At 72.9% G+C, this 22,633-nt stretch carries 22 protein-coding genes; 8 read left to right on the plus strand and 14 right to left on the minus strand.

Going from position 1 to position 22,633, the window contains the following annotated elements:
• Positions 1-7 precede the first annotated feature (7 nt).
• Together ACFWW8_RS31245 and ACFWW8_RS31250 are read left to right on the plus strand one after the other, a co-directional pair.
• Positions 8-1,006: a TIGR03885 family FMN-dependent LLM class oxidoreductase gene (locus ACFWW8_RS31245; protein ID WP_386534194.1), complete on the plus strand. Its 999-nt coding sequence runs from the start codon at positions 8-10 to the stop codon at positions 1,004-1,006.
• Positions 1,003-2,697, plus strand: a complete 1,695-nt coding sequence (locus tag ACFWW8_RS31250; protein WP_386534197.1) for an alpha-amylase family protein — start codon at positions 1,003-1,005, stop codon at positions 2,695-2,697. The genes ACFWW8_RS31245 and ACFWW8_RS31250 overlap by 4 nt, the downstream gene beginning before the upstream one ends.
• Positions 2,698-2,892: 195 nt before the next feature.
• Here ACFWW8_RS31250 and ACFWW8_RS31255 read toward each other — a convergent pair whose 3' ends face one another.
• The 7 genes from ACFWW8_RS31255 to ACFWW8_RS31285 form a co-directional block, all read right to left on the minus strand.
• Positions 2,893-3,264: a peptidase inhibitor family I36 protein gene (locus tag ACFWW8_RS31255; protein ID WP_386534200.1), complete on the minus strand. Its 372-nt coding sequence runs from the start codon at positions 3,262-3,264 to the stop codon at positions 2,893-2,895.
• An 87-nt stretch (positions 3,265-3,351) separates the two neighbouring features.
• Complete coding sequence (locus tag ACFWW8_RS31260) at positions 3,352-4,575, minus strand: hypothetical protein (RefSeq protein ID WP_386534203.1); 1,224 nt, start codon at positions 4,573-4,575, stop codon at positions 3,352-3,354.
• 94 nt (positions 4,576-4,669) lie between these two features.
• Complete coding sequence (locus ACFWW8_RS31265) at positions 4,670-5,077, minus strand: hypothetical protein (protein WP_386534206.1); 408 nt, start codon at positions 5,075-5,077, stop codon at positions 4,670-4,672.
• Complete coding sequence (locus ACFWW8_RS31270; protein ID WP_386534208.1) at positions 5,071-5,844, minus strand: M23 family metallopeptidase; 774 nt, start codon at positions 5,842-5,844, stop codon at positions 5,071-5,073. The genes ACFWW8_RS31265 and ACFWW8_RS31270 overlap by 7 nt, the downstream gene beginning before the upstream one ends.
• An 86-nt stretch (positions 5,845-5,930) precedes the next feature.
• The gene (locus ACFWW8_RS31275; RefSeq protein WP_386534210.1) at positions 5,931-6,818 is read right to left on the minus strand and encodes a C40 family peptidase; all 888 of its coding nucleotides are present in this window, start codon (positions 6,816-6,818) and stop codon (positions 5,931-5,933) included.
• A 110-nt stretch (positions 6,819-6,928) separates the two neighbouring features.
• On the minus strand, positions 6,929-7,411 hold the full coding sequence (locus ACFWW8_RS31280) for an RNA polymerase sigma factor (RefSeq protein ID WP_136234041.1): 483 nt from the start codon (positions 7,409-7,411) through the stop codon (positions 6,929-6,931).
• A gap of 124 nt (positions 7,412-7,535) precedes the next feature.
• Positions 7,536-8,201: a M15 family metallopeptidase gene (locus ACFWW8_RS31285; protein WP_386534213.1), complete on the minus strand. Its 666-nt coding sequence runs from the start codon at positions 8,199-8,201 to the stop codon at positions 7,536-7,538.
• 219 nt (positions 8,202-8,420) lie between these two features.
• On the opposite strand from ACFWW8_RS31285, the gene ACFWW8_RS31290 reads away from it, so the two are divergent.
• From ACFWW8_RS31290 to ACFWW8_RS31310, 5 genes are all read left to right on the plus strand, one after another.
• Complete coding sequence (locus tag ACFWW8_RS31290) at positions 8,421-11,657, plus strand: BTAD domain-containing putative transcriptional regulator (protein ID WP_386534215.1); 3,237 nt, start codon at positions 8,421-8,423, stop codon at positions 11,655-11,657.
• A gap of 142 nt (positions 11,658-11,799) precedes the next feature.
• Positions 11,800-12,249 (plus strand): hypothetical protein, encoded by a 450-nt coding sequence (locus tag ACFWW8_RS31295; protein ID WP_386534217.1) that lies wholly within the window; start codon positions 11,800-11,802, stop codon positions 12,247-12,249.
• Positions 12,250-12,352: 103 nt separating this feature from the next.
• On the plus strand, positions 12,353-12,730 hold the full coding sequence (locus ACFWW8_RS31300) for a hypothetical protein (RefSeq protein ID WP_386534219.1): 378 nt from the start codon (positions 12,353-12,355) through the stop codon (positions 12,728-12,730).
• Positions 12,731-12,756: 26 nt separating this feature from the next.
• Positions 12,757-13,137: a hypothetical protein gene (locus ACFWW8_RS31305; RefSeq protein ID WP_386534221.1), complete on the plus strand. Its 381-nt coding sequence runs from the start codon at positions 12,757-12,759 to the stop codon at positions 13,135-13,137.
• Positions 13,138-13,198: 61 nt separating this feature from the next.
• Positions 13,199-13,567, plus strand: coding sequence for a hypothetical protein (locus ACFWW8_RS31310; RefSeq protein ID WP_386534224.1), 369 nt, complete (start codon positions 13,199-13,201; stop codon positions 13,565-13,567).
• A gap of 661 nt (positions 13,568-14,228) precedes the next feature.
• Here the strand turns inward: ACFWW8_RS31310 and ACFWW8_RS31315 are convergent.
• Together ACFWW8_RS31315 and ACFWW8_RS31320 are read right to left on the minus strand one after the other, a co-directional pair.
• The gene (locus tag ACFWW8_RS31315) at positions 14,229-14,453 is read right to left on the minus strand and encodes a hypothetical protein (protein ID WP_386534226.1); all 225 of its coding nucleotides are present in this window, start codon (positions 14,451-14,453) and stop codon (positions 14,229-14,231) included.
• 677 nt (positions 14,454-15,130) lie between these two features.
• Positions 15,131-15,520, minus strand: a complete 390-nt coding sequence (locus ACFWW8_RS31320) for a hypothetical protein (protein ID WP_386534229.1) — start codon at positions 15,518-15,520, stop codon at positions 15,131-15,133.
• Between the two features lie 408 nt (positions 15,521-15,928).
• On the opposite strand from ACFWW8_RS31320, the gene ACFWW8_RS31325 reads away from it, so the two are divergent.
• Positions 15,929-17,293, plus strand: a complete 1,365-nt coding sequence (locus ACFWW8_RS31325; RefSeq protein ID WP_386534261.1) for an SMI1/KNR4 family protein — start codon at positions 15,929-15,931, stop codon at positions 17,291-17,293.
• A 139-nt stretch (positions 17,294-17,432) separates the two neighbouring features.
• On the opposite strand, the gene ACFWW8_RS31330 is transcribed toward ACFWW8_RS31325, so the two are convergent.
• From ACFWW8_RS31330 to ACFWW8_RS31350, 5 genes are read right to left on the minus strand one after another with little or no spacing between them, the layout of a single operon-like run.
• Positions 17,433-18,182, minus strand: coding sequence for a 4'-phosphopantetheinyl transferase family protein (locus tag ACFWW8_RS31330; protein ID WP_386534231.1), 750 nt, complete (start codon positions 18,180-18,182; stop codon positions 17,433-17,435).
• 10 nt (positions 18,183-18,192) lie between these two features.
• Positions 18,193-19,473 carry an MFS transporter gene (locus ACFWW8_RS31335; RefSeq protein WP_386534234.1) on the minus strand — a complete coding sequence of 427 codons (1,281 nt, stop codon included), beginning with the start codon at positions 19,471-19,473 and terminating at the stop codon, positions 18,193-18,195.
• A 59-nt stretch (positions 19,474-19,532) separates the two neighbouring features.
• Complete coding sequence (locus ACFWW8_RS31340) at positions 19,533-20,198, minus strand: hypothetical protein (RefSeq protein WP_386534237.1); 666 nt, start codon at positions 20,196-20,198, stop codon at positions 19,533-19,535.
• Complete coding sequence (locus ACFWW8_RS31345) at positions 20,195-21,520, minus strand: glutamate synthase-related protein (RefSeq protein ID WP_386534239.1); 1,326 nt, start codon at positions 21,518-21,520, stop codon at positions 20,195-20,197. Before ACFWW8_RS31345 ends, ACFWW8_RS31340 begins: the two co-directional genes overlap by 4 nt.
• The gene (locus ACFWW8_RS31350; protein WP_386534242.1) at positions 21,517-22,500 is read right to left on the minus strand and encodes an asparagine synthetase A; all 984 of its coding nucleotides are present in this window, start codon (positions 22,498-22,500) and stop codon (positions 21,517-21,519) included. Before ACFWW8_RS31350 ends, ACFWW8_RS31345 begins: the two co-directional genes overlap by 4 nt.
• Between the last annotated feature and the right edge of the window lie 133 nt (positions 22,501-22,633).

Here is a 22,633-nt window from a genome sequence, read left to right on the forward strand (position 1 = left end):
GCATCCCATGACCGTCTACGGATTCCACGCCTCCCATGAACAAGTACCTCCCGCCGACCTGCTGGCAGCCGTCGTGCGCGCGGAAGGCGCGGGCTTCACCGCCGCGATGTGTTCGGACCACTTCTCACCGTGGAGCGTCCGGCAGGGTGAGTCCGGCTTCGCCTGGTCCTGGCTCGGCGCGGCGCTCCAGGCCACCGACAGGATCCCCTTCGGAGTGGTGAACGCCCCGGGCCAGCGCTACCATCCGGCGATCGTCGCGCAGGCGATCGGCAGCCTCGCCGCGATGTACCCAGGCCGCTTCTGGGCGGCCCTGGGAAGCGGTGAGGCATCCAACGAGCACATAACCGGCGACGGTTGGCCGCGCAAGGACGTCCGGAACGCGAGGCTGCGCGAATGCGTCGACATCATCCGGGCGCTGCTGCGCGGCGAGGAGGTGAGCCACGACGGGCTGGTGACCGTGGACCGGGCCAGGTTGTGGACCCGTCCGGAGACGCTGCCACCGTTGCTGGGGGCCGCGTGCAGCGAGGCGACCGCGCGGTGGTGCGCGGAGTGGGCGGACGGCCTGATCACGGTGAACGCGCCGCGCGAGACACTGCGCCGGATCGTGGACGCCTACCGTTCGGCGGGCGGCGTCGGCCGACTGCACCTCCAGGTGCACCTCAGCTGGGCCCCCGACCTGGAGACCGCCCAGGAACTCGCCCACGACCAGTGGCGCACCAACGTGCACGGGCCGCCGGCGAGCTGGGACCTCGACTCTGCCGAGCTGTTCGACAACGTCAGCGAGCACGTCTCTCCGGACAGGGTCGCGGAGTCCGTCAACATCTCCCACGATCTCGGCCGGCACGCGGCCTGGCTCCAGGAGTACGCCGACCTCGGCTTCGACGCCGTCATGCTGCATCACGTCGGCAAGGAGCAGAGCGCCTTCATCGACGCGTTCGGCGCGAAGGTGCTGCCGCAGCTGGATGTCACCCGGCCCCCGGCCGCCGACGCGGAGGGTGTCCGATGAGGCTGACCCGCACCTCCGACCTGTGGTGGAAGAACGCGGTCGTCTACTGCCTGGACGTGGAGACGTACCAGGACTCCGACGGCGACGGCACCGGCGACTTCGCGGGCCTGACACAGCGCATCGACCACTTGGTGCGCCTCGGCGTCACCTGCGTGTGGCTGATGCCGTTCTACCCGACGCGGGAACGCGACGACGGCTACGACATCACCGACTTCTACGCCGTCGATCCCCGGCTCGGCACGCTGGGCGACTTCACCGAGTTCGTGCGCACCGCCCGCGACCGGGGCATCCGGGTCATCGCCGACCTGGTCGTCAACCACACCTCCGACCACCATCCGTGGTTCCAGGACGCCCGCTCCAGCCGCACGTCGAAGTACCGCGACTGGTACGTCTGGTGCGACAGCCCGCCGGAGGACGGCCCCGAGGGTGTGGTCTTCCCCGACGTCGAGAAGAGCGTGTGGGAGTACGACGAGACCACCGAGCAGTACTACCTGCACCGGTTCTACAAGCAGCAGCCCGACCTCAACGTCGCCAACCCGGCGGTCCGTGACGAGATAGCGCGCATCATGGGCTTCTGGACGCAGCTCGGACTGTCGGGATTCCGGGTCGACGCGGTGCCGTTCCTGCTGGAGACCGACGGCCAGGAGGACGCGGACCAGCTGCCCGACCCGCACGAGTACCTCGCCGACCTGCGGGCCTTCCTCGGACGTCGCAGCGGTGACGCGGTGCTGCTGGGCGAGGTGAACCTGCCCTACCCGGACACCGCGAAGTTCTTCGGCGACTCGGAGTCCTCCCGCGGCGACGAGCTGACCATGTGCTTCGACTTCATCGGTATGCAGCGGATGTACCTGTCGATGGCGCGGGGCGAGGCGGCCCCCCTGGCGGCGGCCCTCCGGGAGCGACCCGCGGCGCCCCGCGACGCGCACTGGGCGACGTTCGTCCGCAACCACGACGAGCTCACGCTCGACAAACTCGACGACGACGAGCGCGCCGAGGTGTTCGCCGCCTTCGGCCCCGACAAGGACATGCAGCTCTACGGCCGGGGCCTGCGCCGCCGCCTGCCGCCGATGGTCGACGGCGACCGGCGGCGCGTGGAACTGGCCTACAGCCTGCTCTTCTCCCTGCCCGGCACACCGGTGCTGTTCTACGGCGAGGAGATAGGCATGGGCGAGAACCTCACCGCCGAGGGCCGGCAGGCCGTCCGCACCCCGATGCAGTGGACGCCCGACAAGCATGGCGGTTTCACCGCGGGGGAGGGAGTGGAGCTGCCCAATCCCGTCGCGACGGGCGCGTTCGGCCCGGCGAAGGTCAACGCGCACGACCAGGCGCACGACCCGGCTTCGCCGCTGGGCCGGATGCGGACGCTGATCGAACGCTACCGGGAGACCCCCGAGCTGGCCTGGGGCGATTACCGGGTCATCGACGCGGACGATCCGGGCGTGCTGGTCCACCTCAGTTCGCTGGAGGGCGGCGCGGTGCTCGTGCTGCACAATTTCTCCGAGCGGTCCGTCACCGCCTCCGTCGAGGTCCCGGGACTGCGGGGCGGCCGGCTGCTCACCGATGTCTTCACCGGTGACACCCTCAAGTCGGCGGCCGCCGGCCTCGTCGATGTCGCGCTGGACCCCTACGGCTACCGGTGGCTGAGGGTCAACACATCCCTCGACGACCCGGACCGGGCGACAGCGGTGTGATCCGACGCGCGCGAGGTGTCCGGCCGCCCGGAGCGGGCCGGGGCACCTCGCGCGATGGTCGTCCCGCCGGCCGGCCATGGCCGCCCTCGCCTGCCTCACTGTCCTGGAGGCCCGAGCCCGCGTCAGCCGCTACCAGCAACGCGGCCACACACCACCAGGAACCGCCGACCTGTCAGACCAGAGACCGTTGCGGTACTAGCACTCCCCGCGCCATGTCACCTTGGTGATGACGGCGTCGTGGTTGAAGTTGATGCCGTAGTCGCCGGGGCCGGGGTAGTAGTGGACGCACTCCGTGCCGGGGCCGATGCCCTTCCAGTCGACCTGGATGTGGTCAAGTCCGGGGAAGGGCGCGCCGTTGTTGAAGATGGACCGGCCGGTCACCCTGCCCGACCAGTTGCCGTCCGACTTCAGGACGAGTTGGCCCGTCCCGTAGTCACCCGAGTAGACGCAGAAGTAGCCCTTGTCACAGCCCGGCGGTACCGGAGCGGCCGAGGCCGTCGGCGCCGCCCCCAGCAGGCCGGTGATCGCCGCTGCCGCGGCCAGGGCTCCGAGTGCACGCTTGTTCATCACGGTTCTCCTTGTTCAGGTTCGTCTCACAACGGGACGGCGAGTCGGCACTCGCCGTAGGAGCCGCGGGCCGTTCCCGCGGCGCGGTCAGCAGACGGGCACTCCGGGCACCTGGTTCTCCGGCACGCTGAGATAGATGTTGGTCATGTAGCCGCCGTACTGCGGAAGGTGGGCCCACCAGTCGTTGACGTAGGGCGGCTGGCTGACCTGCTGCCCGCGCTTCTGGCAGCCGACCAGGACCTCGACCCCGGCGGGCAGCGTGGTGATCGCCCCGGAGGCGGTCGTCGCCTGGGTGCGGACCCGGACCCCGGTGCCCCAGGTGCCGACCCACGTACCGGCGGGGCGGGAGGCGCCCGGGACGTTCAGCGAACGGGTCAGCCGCCCGATGTCCGTGTAGGCCTTGCCGTAGGGCGTTCCGCCGGGGTGCAGGGTGAAGACCGCCACGATGGAACGGTCGCCCGCGCCCACCACACCCGTCGTGTGCAGTGCCGGACGGGAGAGGTCCACGGCCTCGGCACCCGCCGGCGTCCGGGCATCCGTGGCCGCCGGTTCCCCGAGGGCCTCGGCGCCCTCGGCTCCCTCAGCGGCCTCGGCTGCGGGGGCGGCCTTCGCGGTCGGTGCCGTGCAGCCGCCCGAACTGAAGCCCGACCAGCCCTGCTTGACGGCCCAGGGGCGGTTGAAGGAGCCGGCGATGCCGAAGTGCTGGTCGTAGCCGTCGGTGGCGCAGCGGGTGGACTGCCGCAGGTCACCGAGGAGGTAGTCGCGTGTCGCCGCCGGGGCGGAGTCCAGCAGGTGGCGGTAGATCTTCACGGTGTCACGGGCCGAGAGGGCCGTGTAGCCCCAGTAGCCGGGGTGGGTGGACGGCGGCCGGGCGGTGTCCGTCAGGCCGAGCCGGGTGACCATCCGGTCGACGATCGCCCCCGAGCCGTTGTTGGACCAGAACGTGCTCGCGGCCGTGTCGTCGCTGCCGCGCAGCATGGTGTCGATCCGGGCCCGGTCGGCGGCCGGCAGGGCGTCGGGGCTTCGGTTCCAGAGCACGTCCAGGGCGATCAGCAGCTTCACCACCGACGCGGACCTGAACTGTGCGGCGGTGTTGAGCTGTTCGGTGAAGGTGCCGGTCTGGCGGTCGAAGACGGCGACGCCCGCCGTCACCCCGGCGGGCACGTCGGCCTGAACCGCCGCCTGGCGCGCCGAGGGGGACTCGGCGGAGGCGACGGAGGCGGTCGTCGCGGTGGTGCACAGGAACGCGGCGAGGGCGGCGGTCAGCGCGCCCGCCCGCACCGCGCTCCGTGTGCTGCTCAGGATCATCATGGTCGTCCTCGGGATCGGTGGAGAGGGAAGTGGGGCCGGATGCCCCCGGGACCTGTCGTGGTCCCGGGAGCATCCGGTCGGTGCGGGCCGTCGTTCAGCAGGTCGGCAGACCCGTGTCCGGCTCGTCGTTGCCGCCTCCGACGAGGAAGATCTCGCTCATGTACGCGGACGGGGCCATGCCCACCGCCGGGGTCTTGACCCACCAGGTGTGCCAGTAGTCGCCGTACGTCGCGCGGCCGCCCCTGACCTGGCACTGCACTCTGAGGACGCCGCCGGGGGGTGAGGTGGCGGTGACCTGGGCCTGGGGGTCGGGGGCGGAACGCAGATTGATGTTCGAGCCCCAGATCGGGCACAGGAACGTACCCGGGTAGTTCCGGTCGGGGGTGCACGGCGCCGAGTCGGCGGCCTGGGCGGACGAGGTGAGGCCGGGGGAGAGGAGCAGTGCCGCGGCGAGGGCCGCCGCCGCGGCACCCTTCCTGCCGGCGAGGGCGACGGTCAGCATGTGCCCACCCCGGGCAGCCAGGCGGCCGGGTGGTCGATGTAGATGTTGGAGATGTAGCCGCCGAGCGCCGGGATGTAGGACCAGGCGTCATTGGTGTAGCCCTCGGCGGTGACCGAGTCGCCGCGCTTCTGGCACTGCACGTGGACCGGCGTCGGCCCGGTCAGCGTGCGCACGACCGCCGCGCCGAGCCGGGCGTCGGCGCGCACCCGGACCGATGTGCCCCAGGTGGTGAAGTTCGTGCCGGGCGTTCCGCTGCCCGGGGTGCAGGGCAGGCCGACACCGCGCTCGGCCAGATAGGCGACGGGGTCCATGCCCCGGGTGCTGGCCGTGGAGGAGTGGGCCTCGAAGTGCAGGTGCGGGCCGGTGGACTGGCCTTCGGAGCCCATGCGCGCGATCAGCTGGCCGCTGCTCACCCGCTGGTTCACGGAGACGAGGCGCTCGTACATGTGGCCGTACTCGGTGACGGTGCCGTCGTCGTGCTTGATGCGGATCCACTGACCGTAGCCGCTGGCGGTGCCGGAGACGATGACGGTGCCGGGCCCGGCGGAGTGGATCGGGGTACCGCGGCCGTTGGCGATGTCCACGCCGTCGTGGCCGGAATGCCAACCCTGGGTCACCGTGCCGGCCGCCGGGCAGGAACCGGCGTACCCGGCGGCCTTGGCGGGCGGGGCGGCGGCGGCCTGGCCGGCCGCGAGCGGGACCAGCCCGGCCGCGGTGACCGCGGCGACGAGCAGGCCGATGTACTTGGTGCGCGTGAGTGTGCGCATGACGGAGTCTCCTCTGTGAGCGATGTGAGCGATGTGAGAGAAATGAGAGGCGTGAGCGGCGTGAGCGGCGTGCGGGAAGCGGTGGGTCAGCAGGTGGGAACCCCGGGCAGCCAGGCCGCCGGGTCGTTGATGTAGATGTTCGAGATCCAGGCCTTGTACTTGGGCAGGTACGACCAGGCGTCGTTGGTGTAGCCCTCGGCGGTGACCGTCTCCCCCCGTGCCTGGCAGAGCACGTCCACGGCCGTGGGGCCGGGCAGCCGGTTCACGGGAGGCTTCTGGGTGCCGGGCTCGGGACGGAGGCCCACCTGGGTGCCCCAGGTCATGAACCGCTTGGTGTCGGCGGGCGGCTGCTGGGCGCCGGCGATGCGCAGGGCGCCCGCGTACTGGGAGTCCAGCCGTACGTCGCTGACCTGCACGAGCGTGCCGGACTCGCGGGCCTCGACCATCTTGCCGTTGCCGAGGTAGACGGCGATGTGGTGGACGCTGCCGAGGTTGGCCGGGTCCGAACCCCACAGCAGCAGATCGCCCGGCTGCAGCGGAGCGGTCCCCTGGGCGCGGCTGAACCGGGCGGTGGCGCCGCTCCACCGGGCCTGGTTCCACGTCCCCTCGGGCAGGGCGATGCCCGCTCCCTGCCAGGCCGCGTACTGCACGAGGTGCGAGCAGTCGAAGCCCTTCACCCGGCTGTCGTGGGCGCCGGGGCCGCCGCCGGGATAGTCCTGACCGTACGTCGGCCCGTGGACGGAACCGCCGCCCCACGAGTACGGCACCCCGATCTGTGAGCAGGCGGCGTCGACGATCGCCTGCGCCTGGGCCGACGCGTCCGCCAGGGGACGGCAGTCGGTGGCGGCCGCGGCCGCCGTCGAGACCGGCGAAGACACCGGCGATGAGGCGGCCGTCGCCGTACCGGTACAGGTCAACACGGTGGAGAGCAACAGCCCTCCCGCCGTCGCGAGTGTGCGGTGGGTGCGGTTCATGGGTTCCCCCTGGGGGTGGTCGGTGCGATGTGCGCAGGTGCTGTACGGGGCGTCGGAGGCTGTGTGGCGGCCGTGCGGCCGCCGTGCGGAGGCCGTACGGCGGCCGGTTCCTATGCGGCGAGCGCGGCGCGGATCTTGGCGAGGCCGCGCATACGGTTGCGCTGGACCGTGCCGCGGTGTGCGCCGAGCCGTTCCCCCGCCATGTCGTGGGTCAGACCCTCGATGTCGACCAGGATCACGGCCGCCGCCTCCTTGGGAGACAGCCCGCGCAGCAGCGCGGCCGTCACCGCCTCGGCCTCCCTGCCGGCGAAGCCGCCGTCCCAGCCGCGTTCCGGCAGCCGGTCGGTGCAGCGCTCCTGGCGCGAGGGGTGCCGCCACAGGTCGCGCAGGAGGTTCAGCGCCGCCGCGCAGGTGTAGGCGTACGGCTGCTGCTGACGCGTCAGGGTGTGGGCACGCGCCCGGCGGGAGAGTCTCAGGTACGTCTCCTGCAGCAGGTCGTCGGCGTCGTGCGGATTGCCGGTCAGCGCCAGCAGTCGGCGCCGCAGCCTCGGCATCACGGCGGTGAACGCCTCGTCGAACTCGGCGGCGGTCATGTGGTCGGTGAAGGTCGCCGTGCTCGTGCTCGTGCTCGGCGGCTCGGTTCGGGAGGTCTCGGCCGACGTGGTCGTCGTCGTGATGCGGGTGCTCTCCACGGTGTTCCCCCGGGGTCGGGCTGGATCAGACTGGGGTTGGGCTCAGGGAGGCGGGACCGTACTTGGCCGCCGGCGCTTCGGTCAGGAGCGCCCAGTACCGGTCCCCGTAGGACCAGTGCCACCACTCGGTCGGGTAGTTGACGAACCCCGCGGCCGTCATGGCCCGGCCCATCGCCGCCCGGTTGGCGCGGGCGTGGGAGCCGACGTTGAGCGCGGCGGTGCGGCAGCCGCCCCCGCTCTCCTCGGGCGTGGCGTTGACCTCCGTACCGAGGGACAGCTCGGCACCGTCGTCGGTGCACAGCGTCAGGTCCACCGCACCGCCGCTGACGTGCGGGGCGACCTCCGGGGGCGAGATGTACGCGCTGGCCAGCTCCCGAATCCGGTCCGGTCCGGCGTCCGGGTGCGCCGTGCGCAGGGTCGCCGCGTACTCGTCGAAGTAGCGGCGCTGCAGGGCGGGCGGCCGGAAGCCCTCCACCATCAGCAGGCGGATGCCCGGGGGCAGCGCCTGCTGTGCGAGCAGGAGCCGGCGCAGCACGTCGGCCCGCAGATGTGCGTACGAGCCGTCGTGGTCGGTCTTCCGCGTGTCGACCCGCAGTGCGGTGACCTCCCGGGCGTCGACCAGGGGTTCACCGTTCTCGGTGACACGCGTGGCTGCGACCCGGGGGTCCGAGAGGAGGATGATGTCCGTCACGCTCACAGCGTCGGGGCGGGGGCTGCAGGATCGATGCAGATCCTCTGCAGGAGCCATGCATCGCCGGGAACGGGCCACCAGGACTGCAGATCCGACGGGTTTCGGTCACCTGTACGCCACATCGGTCGTCCGTGAAACCGGAGGCCCGGTGTCGGGCGTACACCTCAGTGGGGGCCGACACGTTGTCCCCGGATGCGGAACGTGAAATCGGGGGACACGGTGGACCTTCGCCTTCTGGGTCCGGTCGAGGTGGTGAGCGGGGGGCGCCGGATCGCGCTGAACGGCGCCAAACCGACCGCGATTCTCGCGGCTCTCGTCGTGCATCTCGGCGAGGTGCTGTCCGTCGAGCGGCTCGTCGATCTGGTCTGGGAGGAGGAGCCGCCCGCCACCGCGCGGGCGCTCGTCGCGTCGCACGTCTCCGGACTGCGCCGGGCCCTGGCGGGCACGGAGGGCGCGGAGGCCATCCGTACCCGCACCCCCGGCTACGTCGCCGAGTTCCCGCCCGACGCCGTGGACGCCCGTCGCTTCGAGAAGTCGTTCGCGGCCGGCCGGGAGGCGGCCGTCGACGGGCGGGCGGAGGAGGCCGTCGAGACCCTGCAGGCGGCGTCGCGCCTGTGGCGCGGCCGGGACGCCCTGGAGGGGCTAGGCCAGTCCTTCGCCCGTGTCGAGGCCATGCGCCTGATGGAACTCCGGCTGGAGGCGCAGGAGTTCCGCTTCTCCGCCGAACTGGACCTGGACCGTCGTACGGACCTCGTCTCCGAACTCGTCGCCCATGTCGCCGCCCACCCCCTCAGGGAGCGCCCGCGCGGCCAGCTGATGACCGCCCTGTTCCGCACCGGCCGGATGCCCGACGCGTTGCGCGTCTACGACGAGGGCCGCCGGCTGCTCCGTACGGAACTGGGCGCGGACCCCGGCCCGGAACTGCGCGCGCTGCACCAGTCCCTGCTCCGGGCGGACACCACGGTGCTGGGAGCGCCGGCTGCCCGAAGAGCCGCGCTCGCCGGGAAGGGACACGTGCCCACGCCGGCGGCGGCTGTCCCGCGCTCGGGCGAGGACGTACCGGCAACCCGCCGCGCCGGCCGGCCCCACGACGCCGGCGGTCGTCCCGTGCCCACTCAACTGCCTCCTGACGCAGCCGACTTCGTAGGCCGCACCGAGCAGACGGCCTGGGTGACCTCCCTGCTGGAGGAGGTGCGCAATCCGCTGCGCACGGCGCCGCGCATCGGAGTCATCTCCGGCCGGTCGGGCACCGGCAAGACCGCCCTGGCCGTCCACGTGGGCCATCGCACCGCCGCGCTCTTCCCCGACGGACAGCTCTTCGTGGACCTGCGCGCCTCGGACTCCGAGCCGGTACGGACCGCTGATGCCCTGGCCCGACTGCTGCGCGCCCTCGGGGTGGACCCGGAGACCCCGGCGCGCGACGAGGAGGACCTCCTCGGGCTGTACCGCACGCACATCGCGCGCCGCCGGGTCCTGCTCGTCCTCGACAACGCTGTCAGCGAGGCCCTGCTGCGTCCGCTGCTCCCGCCGGGCGGCGGCTCGGCCGTGCTGATCACCGCCCGCCGCCGGCTCGTCGCGCTGGAGGGCGCCGCCCACCTCGACCTGGGGGTGCCGTCCGAAACGGAGGCGCTGGACCTGCTGGCCCGTGTGGCCGGTCCGGCCCGGCCCGCGCTGGAGCCCGAACGGGCCGCCGAGATCGTCGCGCTGTGCGGTCGGCTTCCGCTCGCCGTCCGTATCGCCGGTGCCCGTCTCGCCGCCCGCCCCCACTGGACGCCGGCACGGCTCGTGTCGCGCCTGAGGGACGAGCGCCGCCGGCTGGACGAACTGCAGGCGGGCGACTTGGAGGTGCGCGCGAGCCTCGGAATGGGTTACGCGGACCTGGCCGAGCAGGAGCAGCGCGCCCTGCGCCGCCTGGCCCTGATGGATCTGCCCGACTTCGCCGCGTGGGTCGCCGGGCCGCTCCTGGACGTGAACGAGGACGATGCGGAGGACGCGGTCGAACAACTCGTGGACTGCCACTTCGTGGAGGTCGTGGGGACCGACGAGACGGGCACGACGCGCTACCGGATCCACGACCTGGCGCGCGAGTACGCCCGGGAGCGCTGCCTGGCCGACGAGGCTCCGGAGGAACGGGAGACGGCGGTGCGCAGACTGGTCGACCGCTGGCTGGCCATGGCCCGCGTCGCGGCGGCCCACGGCCCGGGTGGCGCGTCACGGCTCCTCCCCGTCACCGCCGCGGACGGGCCGGCGCAGACCGCGGATCGATCCGCCGGGGTCCCGGCGGACGGGCCGGCACGGGCGTCGGACGGGCCGGCACGGGCGTCGGACGGGCCGGTCCCGCCGACGGAAGCGTCGGCCCGCCTGACGGACGAGCCGGCCGCGTGGTTCGCCGCCGAGCAGCCGTGTCTGCTGTCCGCCGTCATCCACTGCGCGGACCACGGAATGTTCGACGCCGCCCGCGAACTCGCCGCCACCCTCATGGCCGCCTCCGTGGCCCTCTACAACCAGTTCGACGCGTGGTCCCGTTCCCACGACGTGGCCCTGGCGGCGGTACGCCGGGGCGGAGACGTCGAGGGCGAGGCCTGGCTGCTGATCGGCTTGGGCCAACTCCGCCTGGAGCAGGACCGCTTCGACGAGGCGTACGCGTTCTTCGCCCTGGCGCTCGGCCTGTTCGAGGAGCGGTCCGTACGCACCGGCTGCGCGGGCGCGCGGGCCGGCATGGGCGCGGCCCGCCGCGAACAGGCCCGCTTCGACGAGGCGCTGCCCCTGCTGACCTCGGCGCTCGAACAGTACCGGGAGCCGGAGGACATCGCCTCCATGGCCCATGTGCTGTACGGCATCGGGTCCGTCCACCGCGAGCAGGGCCGCGACGACGAGGCGTGGGAGGCGATCTCCCGCGCCCACCGGCTGTACGTCACCGCCCGGGACCGGCACGGCGAGGCGCTCGCGCTGCGCTCACTGGGCCTGTGCCACCGGGCGCGGGGGGACCTGGCGCGGGCGGAGGACCTGCTGCGGCAGTCCCTCGCCATCTTCGAGGAGACGGACGACGCCTTCGGCGTCATGTACGCGAGCATGTCGCTGGCCAAGGTCGAGTTCCGGCAGGGCCGGATGGCCGAGCCCCGGCAGCGGCTCGACCGGTGTCTGGAGATCACCCGCACGCGGCAGGACATGTTCGGTGAGGCCCTCGTCCTGCGCACCATGGGCGAGTGGCATCTCGCCGCGTCCGACTGGGAGACGGCGACCGAGACCCTGCGACAGGCACTCGGACTGTGGGACAAGCTGCAACTGCCGCTGTGGCGCGCCCGCACCCTGCGGGACCTGGCCCGCGCCGCACTGGCCCAGGGCCGGGCCGCAACGGCACGCGAGTGCGAACAGGAGGCGTACGAGGTCTTCCGCCGGCTCGGCACCCGCGAGGCGCGGGAACTCCCGGAAGCGGGGGACGCCCCGGGGCACTGAGGCAGCCGTCGCACGACGTCGAATCCGGCCCGGCGCACACCGGCACCCCCCGGCGCTCATACGGGAGGCGACCACTCCCCGTCGCCGGTGTGAACGGCGCGGCACACGCCGCCCGCGACCACTGCCGGAAGAGGACTCCACCATGCCGAACACGTCACCGCGCACGCTCCGGGCGCTGACCACGTCACTCCTCGTCGCCGCCGTGGCGGCGCTGGCCGGTCCCGCGACCGCGTCGGCGACCGGGCAGCCGACGGCGACCGTGCGGCCCGCCGCGGCCGGGGCCGCGGCGATGGACTTCACGAAGGTCCACGTGTGGGCGACCGGAGTCAACGTCCGCAACGCCGCCTCGGGAATCCCCTTCGAAACGTGCAAGACCTTCCCCTCCCGGCAGAACTGTCAGGTCGTGGCAACGGTGTCCCGGACCACCGTGACCGCCTACTGCCAGAAGCAGGGGGAGCTCATCAGCGACTCCGGTTACAGCAGCCGGTGGTGGACCTACGTGGAGTCGCCGAGCGGACCGTGGGGCTGGGTGAACAACGTCTACATCACGGGGGACGAGCACCTGGCCCACGTCAGTGACTGCCCGTTCTGACAGCAGGACATCCGTGAAAGCGGCCCGCTGCACGGTCATACGGATGCACCGACCCGTCCGTCGTAGAGCCGAACAGAACGCGTGCATGACAGAGGGGAAAACCATGGCGAAGCGATCCACCAGGCTGGCGGCGACGGGACTGGCGCTCGGCGCGACTGTCTCCCTCCTCGGGGCGGCGGGTAGTGCGGAGGCCTCCGCGCAGGCCGTGAACACCACCGTCCAGGCCCGCAGCAACATCCGGGAGGCAGCCACCACGAACAGCCGGCTCGTCGGCACCACCCAGTTCCAGAGCACGGCATACGTCAGGTGCTACAAGCGCGGGCAGTACGTGAAGGTCGGCAACTACGGCACCGACGTCTGGTACTTCGGCAACGTCTTCGACGACGACGCGACCCCGGCGCACGCCTATCTCAACGTCTGGATGTGGGGCGGCAACGTCAACGTCGGCGCCGACCCGTCCCCCGATGTCTCGCCCTGCTGATCCCGAACCGGACTGAGGAGCACCCCATGACCAAGCGAAGCAGGCCCGCTGCGGCCGCCGGGCTCGCGCTCGGCGCGGCCCTCTCCCTGCTCGGCACCGCCGGGCCCGCCGAGGCCGCACCCGCCGGCACCAACGGCTACGCGACGACCGTGCAGGCCCACAGCAATCTGCGCGACGCCCCCAGGACCAACAGCCGGATCTGGGGCACCACGACGAAGGTGACCGAGGCCGGCGTCGAGTGCTACACCCGGGGCCAGCGCGTCACCGCGGGCGGATACACCACGGACGTCTGGTACCGCGGCACCGTCATCGACTACGACATCGGCCACATCTACAGCAACGTGTGGATGTGGGGCGGCAACGTCAACGTGGGGGCCGACCCGGCCCCCGGCATCCCCGCCTGCTGATCCCGAACCCAACCCAAACCAACCCAACCGAACCGAACCGAACCGAACCGAGGAGCACCCCTTGACGAGGCGAATCATCTCGACCGCGGCTGCCGGGCTCGTGCTCGGCACGGCCCTCTCCCTGCTCGCCGTCGTGGGCACCGCCGAGGCCGCGCCCTCCGGCGTCAGGGGGCACGCGACGACCGTGCAGGCGAACAGCAACGTGCGCAGCGGCCCCTTCGAGGCATCCGACATCCTCGGCACCACGACGAAGGTGACCGCCGCCAGCATCGACTGCTGGCTCGACGGCGACACGGTCACCGCGGGCGGTTACACCACCAACGTCTGGTACCGCGGCACTGTCGCCGGCTACAACCGCAACAACGCGTGGGTGTGGGGAGGCAACGTGAACGTGGGCGCCGACCCGGCGCCCGGCATCCCCGGCTGCTGACCGATCAGGGGAGCGGGTCGCCGGCCGGTGCGGCCGTAGGTGCGCAGTACGCGGCGCCCCACCGAGGTGATGTGGAGTTCGCGTACGACTCATTCCGCTCGCAGGGGATCACATCGATGCGTCGCTGCCGCGGACGATCGGCGGCTCACCTCCATCGTGCGGAGAGGATCCGCCCTCCGCGCCGGAGGCCCTTGCCCCGTACGGCTCACCTCCGCTCGCGCAGGGAGGCTGCGTCGGTCGACTGGTTCCGTGTACGTGCTGGCTCCGACCCGATCCAGTGTGCTTGCACGACCTCTCGCTGCGAGGCCTGGGTGCCCTTGTGGTTGCCAGCCGTACTCGGGAACGCGGCGGTCACCATCGCAGGGCCTGGAGGGACGTGGTGCCGGACTGCGTGAGCTACCGGCGTGCCCACCGCGTTCCCGAGGTCGGCCAGCCCAGGGTCATGGGTCCTCGGGGTCGGTGCTCCGCTGATCCGGCGTCTGCCGCTGGTCGCGGTGAGGTTGTCCGGTGAGGCGATCAGCGCTCTTGCGGCCTGGCCTGTCGGTGGCGGCCCGCGCGGCGAGGCGTCGTCGTCCGGGGCCGGGAACTGCCGGGGCCCAGCGCGGCCGCTCACCTGCCGAACTGGGCCTCTTCCGCGTTCTCGTCCCTGGCGGTGTGCCATCTAGGGCGAGGAGTTCATCGCGGCCAGCCCTTTGGCCAAGTCTTCTGCGTTCATGACGGGGGAGACCTCGACCTCGGCGTTGAACTGCAGCAGCAGTTCCTCCACCAGGGCGGGAATGTGGGAGCTGTCCTGCAGGTCGAAGACCATCCAGCAGGAACGCACACCCTCGTGCAAGCCGAAGTAGGCGGCCTCTGGCTTCACCTTCTCCATGAGGTCTTTGATCACCTGCGGGAGAGTGCCGGCCTTGATGCCTTCATTCGTCGCAGCCGTGTCCATGTGGGCTCTGAGCATGACTCTCATGCGGGCCTCCTTCCCTCGCCCCCACACTCGGCACCACTGGACGGCTCGGCAACATTTGTACCCCCGTCCGGGAGCCTCCCGTTGCATCGACAGCAGCGAGTTGCGGCCACGCCGCTGCGTCGCGCGGCCGCGATGGAGGAGTCTGGTGTTGGGGCGGCCGCCGTCGGCGATGCGAGATCGCCCCGGCCGCTTTCGACGCTGCGGCTGCTCCGTGGCGTGAGACCCCCGAGGACCTGGACGAAGACGTCCTCGCCGAGGCCCCCGCCGAAGCGCGGGCCTTCGGCGCCGCCCGGCGGCCGCCGCCGACGATCTGGTGCGCGGCCGGCTCGGGCAGTCGGCCGATGGGCAGCAGTCGATCGGCGGGCTGGGCCGCACGTTCACCACGGCAACTGACGGCCGACCGCTACCCGGCTGGTCCACCGACGCCGGCCGCACCGAGGACATCGGGTGGCGACAGGCCCGCACCACGCTGCTCGAGGCCGTCGCACACCACCACCACGCTCACCTGCTCGCTGCCATCGTCGAGCTCGGCGGTGAGCTGGAGCTCCCAGCCACCCGTAACGGGCGCTTCAGGTGCGCGGTCATCCCGGAAGGCTGCGCGGTCAGCGCCGGCCGCCGCCGATGCGGCGGTCGTCGGCCAGGGCGGTCAGCGGGCCGAACTCGCGGGCAAGCTCGGTCCACGTCAGAACCTCGCCACAGCGGGCCGGGAACTCCTTCGGGTTGAACTCGGGCATGGTCCAGGTGCCAGTGCCCCGGTCCCGCAGCCACAGGTCCCCGTCACCGTCGACCACAGTCGGCGGGACCGGGACGGGCTCGGCCTGATCGATGGGCTCCCATGTGATCCGGCCCGGGTGGGAAGCGCGGCGCAGCTCGGTGGTGGCCAGCCGCGCGGCCAAGTCACGGGTGGACTCCTCGGCGTCCTTGACCGACTCGAGTCGGAATGCGTCGTCAAGTACGGGCAGGGCGGGATTCTTGCTGCGCTTTGAACTCATACGCTGACTACCTCCGGTGGGGGGCGACACATCCGTTGTGGCACCCGTAGAGGAACACGGTATCCGAGGCGGGAGCCGTGCCGGCTACGACCACCGTCCAGGTGGAGGCGCTGGCACACCGGGCGGTGGGGCTAGGTGGTGGGCTGGTCCTGGACGTGGCGCAACCCGTGGTGGCAGCGCTCAGAGATGGCGGTCCGGGTCTGAGAAGGTGTGAGGAGTCCTGCGTCGATGAGTCCGGCGATGCATCGGCAGGCTGCACGGGACGTTGTCGTGGCAGCGGTCGATGATGTCGCCGCGGGTGACGACTGGTGGCGGTGGGATCGGGGTGCTAGCGAGCATGACGGGCGACTCCGCCTTTCGGGCAGGGGTCATTTCGCCATGAACATGCGCTCCGCGTACGGTCTGCGCATGCTTGATCAGAGACCCCCCTTGTCATCGGTATCCGCCTTCGCGACGTGGGAGCCCGTTCTGCGGCTCATGCTGGCCGACGACACGGATCGGCGTGCCGCCCGGTCTGCGCGCGTCGCAGGGCGCATCAGCCAGTACGGCACGAGCCTTGCGTATCGGGGATCCATGTCGTCGACAGCGCGGACCGCGGTCGAGGACATACAGCGGGCGCTCGCGCGCGGCGGAGTCCAGGAGATCGCGTTCAGGGCGGAGACCCAGCCGGACGGTCGGACCACGCTCGGCCTGGTCTGGCCGAGCCCGGTCGTGGAACCGGCTCTCGGCTACCCGGACCTGGGGGTGCTCCTCCTGGCCGACGGCTCCCTTTCCGAGCCCTGGCTCCGTCGTCCCGATCCGGTGCCCGGAGCGGTGACGGCGCCATCGGCGGATCCGGAGTTGCTGGAACGGACGCTGCGCGAGCGTTTGCCTGACGCCGTCGGAGCGACAGAGGAGGAGATCGCCGCCGCCGAAGCGCGCCTTGGCGTCACGCTGCCCGATGAACTCAAGGTGCTGTACCGGGTGACACGGGTGTACGGCGGCGACGACGAGTTCGATCTCGAAGAGGCTGACCGGGCCGGCGACGCGGTCGGCTGCGAGCTCTCCGGCCTGGAGCACCTGTACAGCGTCGATGCGGCAGTGCGTCACCCCGGCTGGCACCACGGCGCGACGCATGCGGTCAGCACCGCCTCCGACGCCGCGGTGCAGGGCCTGGCCGGTTCCCCTGGCTGGATCGGCTTCGGGAGCAACGGCGGCGACGAGTTCGCTGTCGACCTGACCCCCGGCCCCGCCGGATACGTCGGGCAGGTCATCCTGGTCGACCACGAGCAGAGCCTCGGTGCCGAACTCGTGGCCGATTCCCTTACGGATTTCGTCCTGGGCCGGATGCGGGAAGAACGCCGTGACCGCCGCAGAGACAGGCTTCCCGCCGTGGCCAGAGTCGGTACCGGATACCTTGAGACCACCCAGGCCGCCGCCCATCCCGCCCTGGAGGTCCTGTGCATCGGGGCCTGGGACGGCGTGCCCTTCAGCCTCGCCCCTGTTACGGGACTGCCCCGTCTGCGCACTCTGACCGCCATGCCCGGCACCCTGGCCGACCCCCTGGAGGTCGCTGGGCTCACCGGACTGGAGTTCCTGGAACTCGGCGCGCACGAATGGCGCGTCCTCCTGGACGCCGGAGCCGTCCCGCGCACCCTGAAAGCCGCGGCCATCAAGGTGCGGGACCAGGACCACCTGCCGGTCGTGGCCCTCGCCAACGAGATCCTGGCCCTCTGGGACCGACCCAAGATCGTACAAACGCTCCTCGCGGGAGACCTCGGCCCCCCGGCCTAGGTGTATTGCCCTGTGAGGTTGGGGACGCGGCCGGCGGGTGGTTCGCCCGCGAGCGCGGTGTGCCTGCTTCACCGCCTGCGGGATCACCGTTGAACGGGTCCTGACCGACGACGGCTCACCACCTCCCGGGGCATGACACCTAGGTCGTCGCTTTCGGATCTCCCGGTCGGCGGCGGTCCCGTGCGGTCCGCAGGGCGAGGGCCGCGCAGTGGCCCTCCGGGACCAGGACGTCCGTCAGGGTCCAGCCCGGCAGGGAGGCCGGCGCGGGGCCCGAACCGACGTAGTCCGCGGCCGGGTTCTCCGACAGGCCGACCCCCAGGCCCTTGAGGTACGCCTCCTTGCGCGTCCACACCCGGGTGAAGGCCGGCGAGCGCTCCCCGGCGGGGAGGACCGCCAGCTCGGCGGCCTCCCGCGGGTGCAGTACGTCCGACAGCTCCGGAATCGTGCGCGGCGCCACCAGCTCCTCCACGTCCACCCCGACCGGGGCGGCGGCGAACGCCAGCAGGCTGATGCCGGCGCAGTGCGAGAGCGAGAAGTGCAGGGCGCCGCCCGGGAGCACGGGCCGGCCGTGCGGTTCGTCGCAGTGGGCGCAGGGGGCACGTTCGACGGTGACCTCGCGCGGGGCGAGGCCCAGGTACGCGCCGAGCAGCCGCCGCAGCGCGACGTGCGCGCAGACGTACGAGTCGCGGTCGGCCGCCCGTACGAACTCGGCGGCGCGGGCCAGTTCCTGCGCGTCCAGCGTGCCCGGGGCGTGCCGGGCGGCGTGCACCCGGTAGTCGGTGGTGTCCACGAGCCACAGCTGCGGGCTCGCGGCCACCAGGACGGCACGGGCCGGACCCGGGTCCGACAGCCTTTCCGGTAGCAGGAGTTGCCGTGTGACCAGGGTCATCGGATCCTCCTCAGACGGCCGCGGGAACGGGGAGCTGCTCCACCGGCGCCGGCTCCTCGGCTCGCGCCGGGTGGCGCAGGGCGATGACCGCGGCCAGCGGCGAGACGAAGGCGATCGCACCGCACAGCAGCCAGGTGGTCTGGACGCCCAGGACCAGGGACAGCGAGCTGAAGACGGCGATGGAGATGGGCGCGGTGCCGATGCCGGCCAGGGAGAGCGTGGACATCGCCGCGCCCATCCGGTCCTCGGGGGCGGACTGCTGGTAAAGGGTCACGATGGCGGGCCCGTTGAGCCCGGACAGCAGGCCGACACCGGCGGCGACGGCGGTGAGGGAGACCACGGACGGCATCAGGGCCATCACCAGGATTCCGGCGGCGAGGCCGACCCCGGTGACGACGAGGCGCACGAACATCGGGATGCGGTGGGCCATCGCGGCGCCGACCGCGCTGGAGCCGAGGGCGCCCACGCTGAACGCGGCCAGCACGATGCCCACGGCGCCGACGCCCCAGCCGCGCTCGGAGACCAGCAGGGGCAGCGCCACCTCGGCCGGCCAGCTGAAGGCCAGGTCGAGGCAGAGGGCGGCGATGAACATCCAGCGCAGGCGGGGGTTGCGGGCCAGCAGCCGGAACCCGTCGCCCGACCGCTTGACCAGCGAGACGCCGGGCTCCGGCTTCGGGCGGACGAAACCGTGGGTGACGTGCAGCAGGCAGCCGAACCAGATCGCGCCGGTGACGGCGCCGGCGACCATGGCCAGCCACAGTTCGCCGACGGTGATCAGGAAGGCTCCCGCGGGGGCGCCGAGGATGGGTGCGACGCGCAGGACCATGGCGTAGAGGGAGTTCGCGCGGGCCAGTTGGTCGCCGCGGGCGAACATCGGCAGCAGGACGCCCGATGCCGGTCCGGCCAGTCCGAGGAGCACCCCCTCGATGAGGGCGATCACCACCAGCGGCCACAGCTGGTGCGAGGTGGCGGTGACGACGGCTCCGACGGCGAGCAGGACGACGCGGGCGGCCGTGGTCCGCAGGAGGACGAACCGCGGGCCGAGGGTGTCGGCCACGGCCCCGCCGAAGATCAGCATGAGGGCGCGGGGGACGGTCGCCGCGAGCATCAGCAGGGTGACCGCGCGGGTGCCGCCGAGTTCGACGGCGGTCCAGTTCATGGCGATGAGCAGGGCGAAGCTGCCGAGCTGGACGGCGGCCTGGCCGCCGACGAGGGAACCGACGCGGCCCCACGGGACCGGTGCGGGGGCGGGCGCCTTCGGTTGTTCGGCCTGCTGTGCGGGGGTGTCCATGGTGCACCTGTTCTCTGCGAGGGGTGAGGGACGGAGGGGTGGGGGAGGTGAGAGGCGGGTCAGACGTGGTGGGGGCCGGCCAGGGCGGCGGCGACGGCCCGGCGGGCGGCGCGCGCCAGCTCGGAACTCCGGGGCGCGGAGCCGGTGGTACGCAGTTCCAGGCGGCCGCCGAGATGGCCGAAGCCGGCCGAGCCGAGGGCGCGGTACGCGGCCGTGGCCGCGACGGCGGCGGCGCCGGTTCCGGGCACGGGGCCCACGATGACCCCCGGGACCTCCGAGAGCCGGAACCGCCCGCGCACGCAGGCGGCGTACCCCCGGCGCCCGCCGGGCCCGCGCCGCCCGACCCGCCGTCCCGCACCGCGCGGGGCGGCCCGCCGCCCGCCCGGCCGGTCCGGAACGGCGTACGGGGCCGGTCCCGCCCCGCCCCGTACGCCGGCCACCGGGCCGTACCCCCCCGCGGTGGGCTGCAGGAGCGAGCCCGGGGCGGGGTCCGGGGTGGGCGCGGTGCCGGGCCCCGGGCCGGGGCGTCGCGCGGCGGGATCCGCGCAGGCGCCCGGGGCGGGATCCGGGGCGGGCCGACGGGTGAGGGCGGGGCCGCCTTGGGCGGGGTCCGGGGCGGGGTGCGGCGTGGTGGCGGTCGGCGTGGTGGGGCGCGGCGTGGTGGCGGGCGGTGCGGGGCGTGCGGGGTTCGCGGCGGCCCTCGCGGTGGGGCGGGGGGCGTTCATGCCGGGTTCCCGAGGGGGACCGACGGGCGTGTGGCGTGGACCGGGGCGTCCGGGGACCACAGGTCCTCGGGGTCCAGGTCGGCCGCGCGGTACTTCCCGACCGCGCTGACCAGCAGCCGCAGCTCCAGCGCCAGGGCCTCCGCCAGGCGGACCAGGCCGTCCTCGCCGTCCTCGTCCACCGCCAGCAGCGCCGCCCGGCCCAGGCCCACCGCCGTCGCGCCGAGCGCGAGCGCCCGTACCGCGCGGCCGCCCTCCCAGATCCGCCCGGTGGCGAGGAGGTCGCCGCCCGGTCGGCCGATCCGGCGCAGGCACTCCCCGAGCGGCAGCCCGACCTGGTCCAGGAACACCCGTGGAGCCCAGCCCGTGCCGCCCTCGGCGCCGTCGACGGTGACCGCGTCGGCGCCCGCCGCCCACGCCGTCGCGGCGGCCCGCGCGATGTCCCGGCCCGGGTGGAACTTCACCCAGGTGCGGGCCAGCGGGAAGTTGTTCCGCATGAACCGCAGCTGCTGGCGGACGATCTCCTCGGTGAAGGTGCCCGGCGTCGCGCAGCGCAACTGCCGTCCCGCGCCGTCGCCCAGCAGGTCCCGTACGGCGAACCGGCCGGCCAGCCGGCCCGCTTCGGCCGCGGCCACCACCGTCATCCCGCCGAGCCCCGGCTTGGCGCCCTGGCCCACCTTCAGCTCGAAGCCGAGCCGTCCCGAGTCCCGCAGCGCCCGGGTGCCCGGGTCGCTGTACAGCAGGTTCCACACCTCGGAGTCGGCGTCCTCGGTGGACTGCTGGACCACGACCCCGCCGGTCCCGTCCGGGACGGCCTCCGCGTACGCCGCCACGCGCTCCAGCAGCGCCGAGCGGGAGGCACCGTCTGCGCCGCCCCGGGCGTATCCGTGCACCGGCACCATGTTCTCGCCGATCACCATCGGGATGCCGAGCCGGGCCGCCTGCCGGCCGGCCGCCACCCCGAGGTCCCCGCTGCCGGCCCGGGTGGACCCGAACGCCGAGAGGTACAGGGGGAGCCGGGCGGCGAATCCGCCCACCGAGGTGTGCAGGTCCACGTCCTCGTACGAGGGCTCGCGGCCCAGGTCGATCAGCTTCTCCAGCCGCCGCGGCATGAACACCGGCGGCGCGATCCGCAGCGCGTCCAGTGCGTCCAGCGCGCCGGTCGCCTCCGCGCCCCCGCCGCCGGCCGCCGGCCCTCGCGCACCGCCCGCCCCGAACAGCTCCGCCCCGTAGGCGTCCGCCGCCGGGAACACCTCGGCGGTCCCCGCCCGGGCCCGGGCCCGTACCGCCCGCTCCGGGAACCCCGGCGCACCCAGCCCGCTCACGGCGCGATCACCCCCGGCAGCTTCGGGTAGGCGCTGACCTGCCAGAGCGCGTCCAGCCCGGTCAGGAACCGGACGAGGCGCTGCAGGCCCATCCCGAAGCCGGCGCTGGGCAGGATGCCCTCGCGGGCCATGTCCAGGTACCAGGCGTACTTGGCCGGGTTCTCGCCGCTCTCCCGCATCCGGGTCACGATCGCCGCGTAGCCGGACTCGCGCTCGCTGCCGCTGACCAGCTCGCCGAAGCCACCGTGCGCGATCAGGTCGAAGTTGCGGAGCACACCGGGGCGTTCGGGGTCCTCGCGGTCGTAGAAGCCGCGCGATCCCTTGGGGTAGTCGTCGATGAAGAACGGGCGGTCGGCCTCCAGGGAGAGGACCTTCTCGCCCGCCCAGTCGATCTCCGCGTCCGGGCTCTGCGGATGGCCCCGGCCGATCAGCCGCGCCACCGCCTCCGTGTGCGTGCAGGAGTCGAACTTCCCCGAGCGCAGCTCCGCGAAGTCCATCTCCTCCCGGCCCAGTTCGCGCAGGACCTCGGGAACGGCCGTCCAGACGTGGTCCACCACGCTGGTGAGCAGTCCGGCCGCCAGGTCCTGGACGTCGGCTCGGCTGCCGCCCGCCAGTTCCACGTCGATCTGGTGGAACTCCACCAGGTGGCGGCCGGTGGCCGCGGTCTCCGGCGGCTCCACCCGGACGTTCGGGGCGATGTAGAAGAGGCGCGGAAAGCCCTGCAGCGAGGCCTGCTTGTAGAGGATGGCGCTCGTCATCAGTTTGTACGGCTGCCCGTAGTAGTCGACGTCCAGCGCCTTGGCGCCGCGTCCGCCCGGGTCGGTGACCGGGCCCACCAGCGGGGGCAGCAGCTCCACGAAGCCCTCGCCGCGCAGGAACTCCCGCGCGGCGTGGAGGACTTCCTGCTGGACGAGCATCGCGGACCGAAGCTGCGGCGAGCGCAGGTGTGCGGCCAGCGGGGGAGGGGTCGGGAGGTCCATGTCGGCTCCTGTTCGTCTGCGTATCGGTGGGGGCGGGGGAGCGGGCGGGGCGGGAAGGGGCGGACCCGGTGGAGGGCGGGCCGCGAGGGACCGGGCCGGCCGGGACCGGGCCGGTGGAGGGGCGGCCGGCGGG

The sequence above is a fragment of the Streptomyces sp. NPDC058701 genome (assembly GCF_042715295.1).
In the GTDB taxonomy this organism is placed as follows: Bacteria; Actinomycetota; Actinomycetes; order Streptomycetales; family Streptomycetaceae; genus Streptomyces.

Bases quoted from the DNA above. Each gene is read 5' to 3' on its own strand.
- ACFWW8_RS31245 (WP_386534194.1), top strand. From the start codon at position 8: ATGACCGTCTACGGATTCCACGCCTCCCATGAACAAGTACCTCCCGCC.
- ACFWW8_RS31250 (WP_386534197.1), top strand. From the start codon at position 1,003: ATGAGGCTGACCCGCACCTCCGACCTGTGGTGGAAGAACGCGGTCGTC.
- ACFWW8_RS31255 (WP_386534200.1), bottom strand. From the start codon at position 3,264: ATGAACAAGCGTGCACTCGGAGCCCTGGCCGCGGCAGCGGCGATCACC.
- ACFWW8_RS31260 (WP_386534203.1), bottom strand. From the start codon at position 4,575: ATGATGATCCTGAGCAGCACACGGAGCGCGGTGCGGGCGGGCGCGCTG.
- ACFWW8_RS31265 (WP_386534206.1), bottom strand. From the start codon at position 5,077: ATGCTGACCGTCGCCCTCGCCGGCAGGAAGGGTGCCGCGGCGGCGGCC.
- ACFWW8_RS31270 (WP_386534208.1), bottom strand. From the start codon at position 5,844: ATGCGCACACTCACGCGCACCAAGTACATCGGCCTGCTCGTCGCCGCG.
- ACFWW8_RS31275 (WP_386534210.1), bottom strand. From the start codon at position 6,818: ATGAACCGCACCCACCGCACACTCGCGACGGCGGGAGGGCTGTTGCTC.
- ACFWW8_RS31280 (WP_136234041.1), bottom strand. From the start codon at position 7,411: ATGACCGCCGCCGAGTTCGACGAGGCGTTCACCGCCGTGATGCCGAGG.
- ACFWW8_RS31295 (WP_386534217.1), top strand. From the start codon at position 11,800: ATGCCGAACACGTCACCGCGCACGCTCCGGGCGCTGACCACGTCACTC.
- ACFWW8_RS31300 (WP_386534219.1), top strand. From the start codon at position 12,353: ATGGCGAAGCGATCCACCAGGCTGGCGGCGACGGGACTGGCGCTCGGC.
- ACFWW8_RS31305 (WP_386534221.1), top strand. From the start codon at position 12,757: ATGACCAAGCGAAGCAGGCCCGCTGCGGCCGCCGGGCTCGCGCTCGGC.
- ACFWW8_RS31320 (WP_386534229.1), bottom strand. From the start codon at position 15,520: ATGAGTTCAAAGCGCAGCAAGAATCCCGCCCTGCCCGTACTTGACGAC.
- ACFWW8_RS31325 (WP_386534261.1), top strand. From the start codon at position 15,929: ATGCTTGATCAGAGACCCCCCTTGTCATCGGTATCCGCCTTCGCGACG.
- ACFWW8_RS31330 (WP_386534231.1), bottom strand. From the start codon at position 18,182: ATGACCCTGGTCACACGGCAACTCCTGCTACCGGAAAGGCTGTCGGAC.
- ACFWW8_RS31335 (WP_386534234.1), bottom strand. From the start codon at position 19,473: ATGGACACCCCCGCACAGCAGGCCGAACAACCGAAGGCGCCCGCCCCC.
- ACFWW8_RS31340 (WP_386534237.1), bottom strand. From the start codon at position 20,198: ATGAACGCCCCCCGCCCCACCGCGAGGGCCGCCGCGAACCCCGCACGC.
- ACFWW8_RS31350 (WP_386534242.1), bottom strand. From the start codon at position 22,500: ATGGACCTCCCGACCCCTCCCCCGCTGGCCGCACACCTGCGCTCGCCG.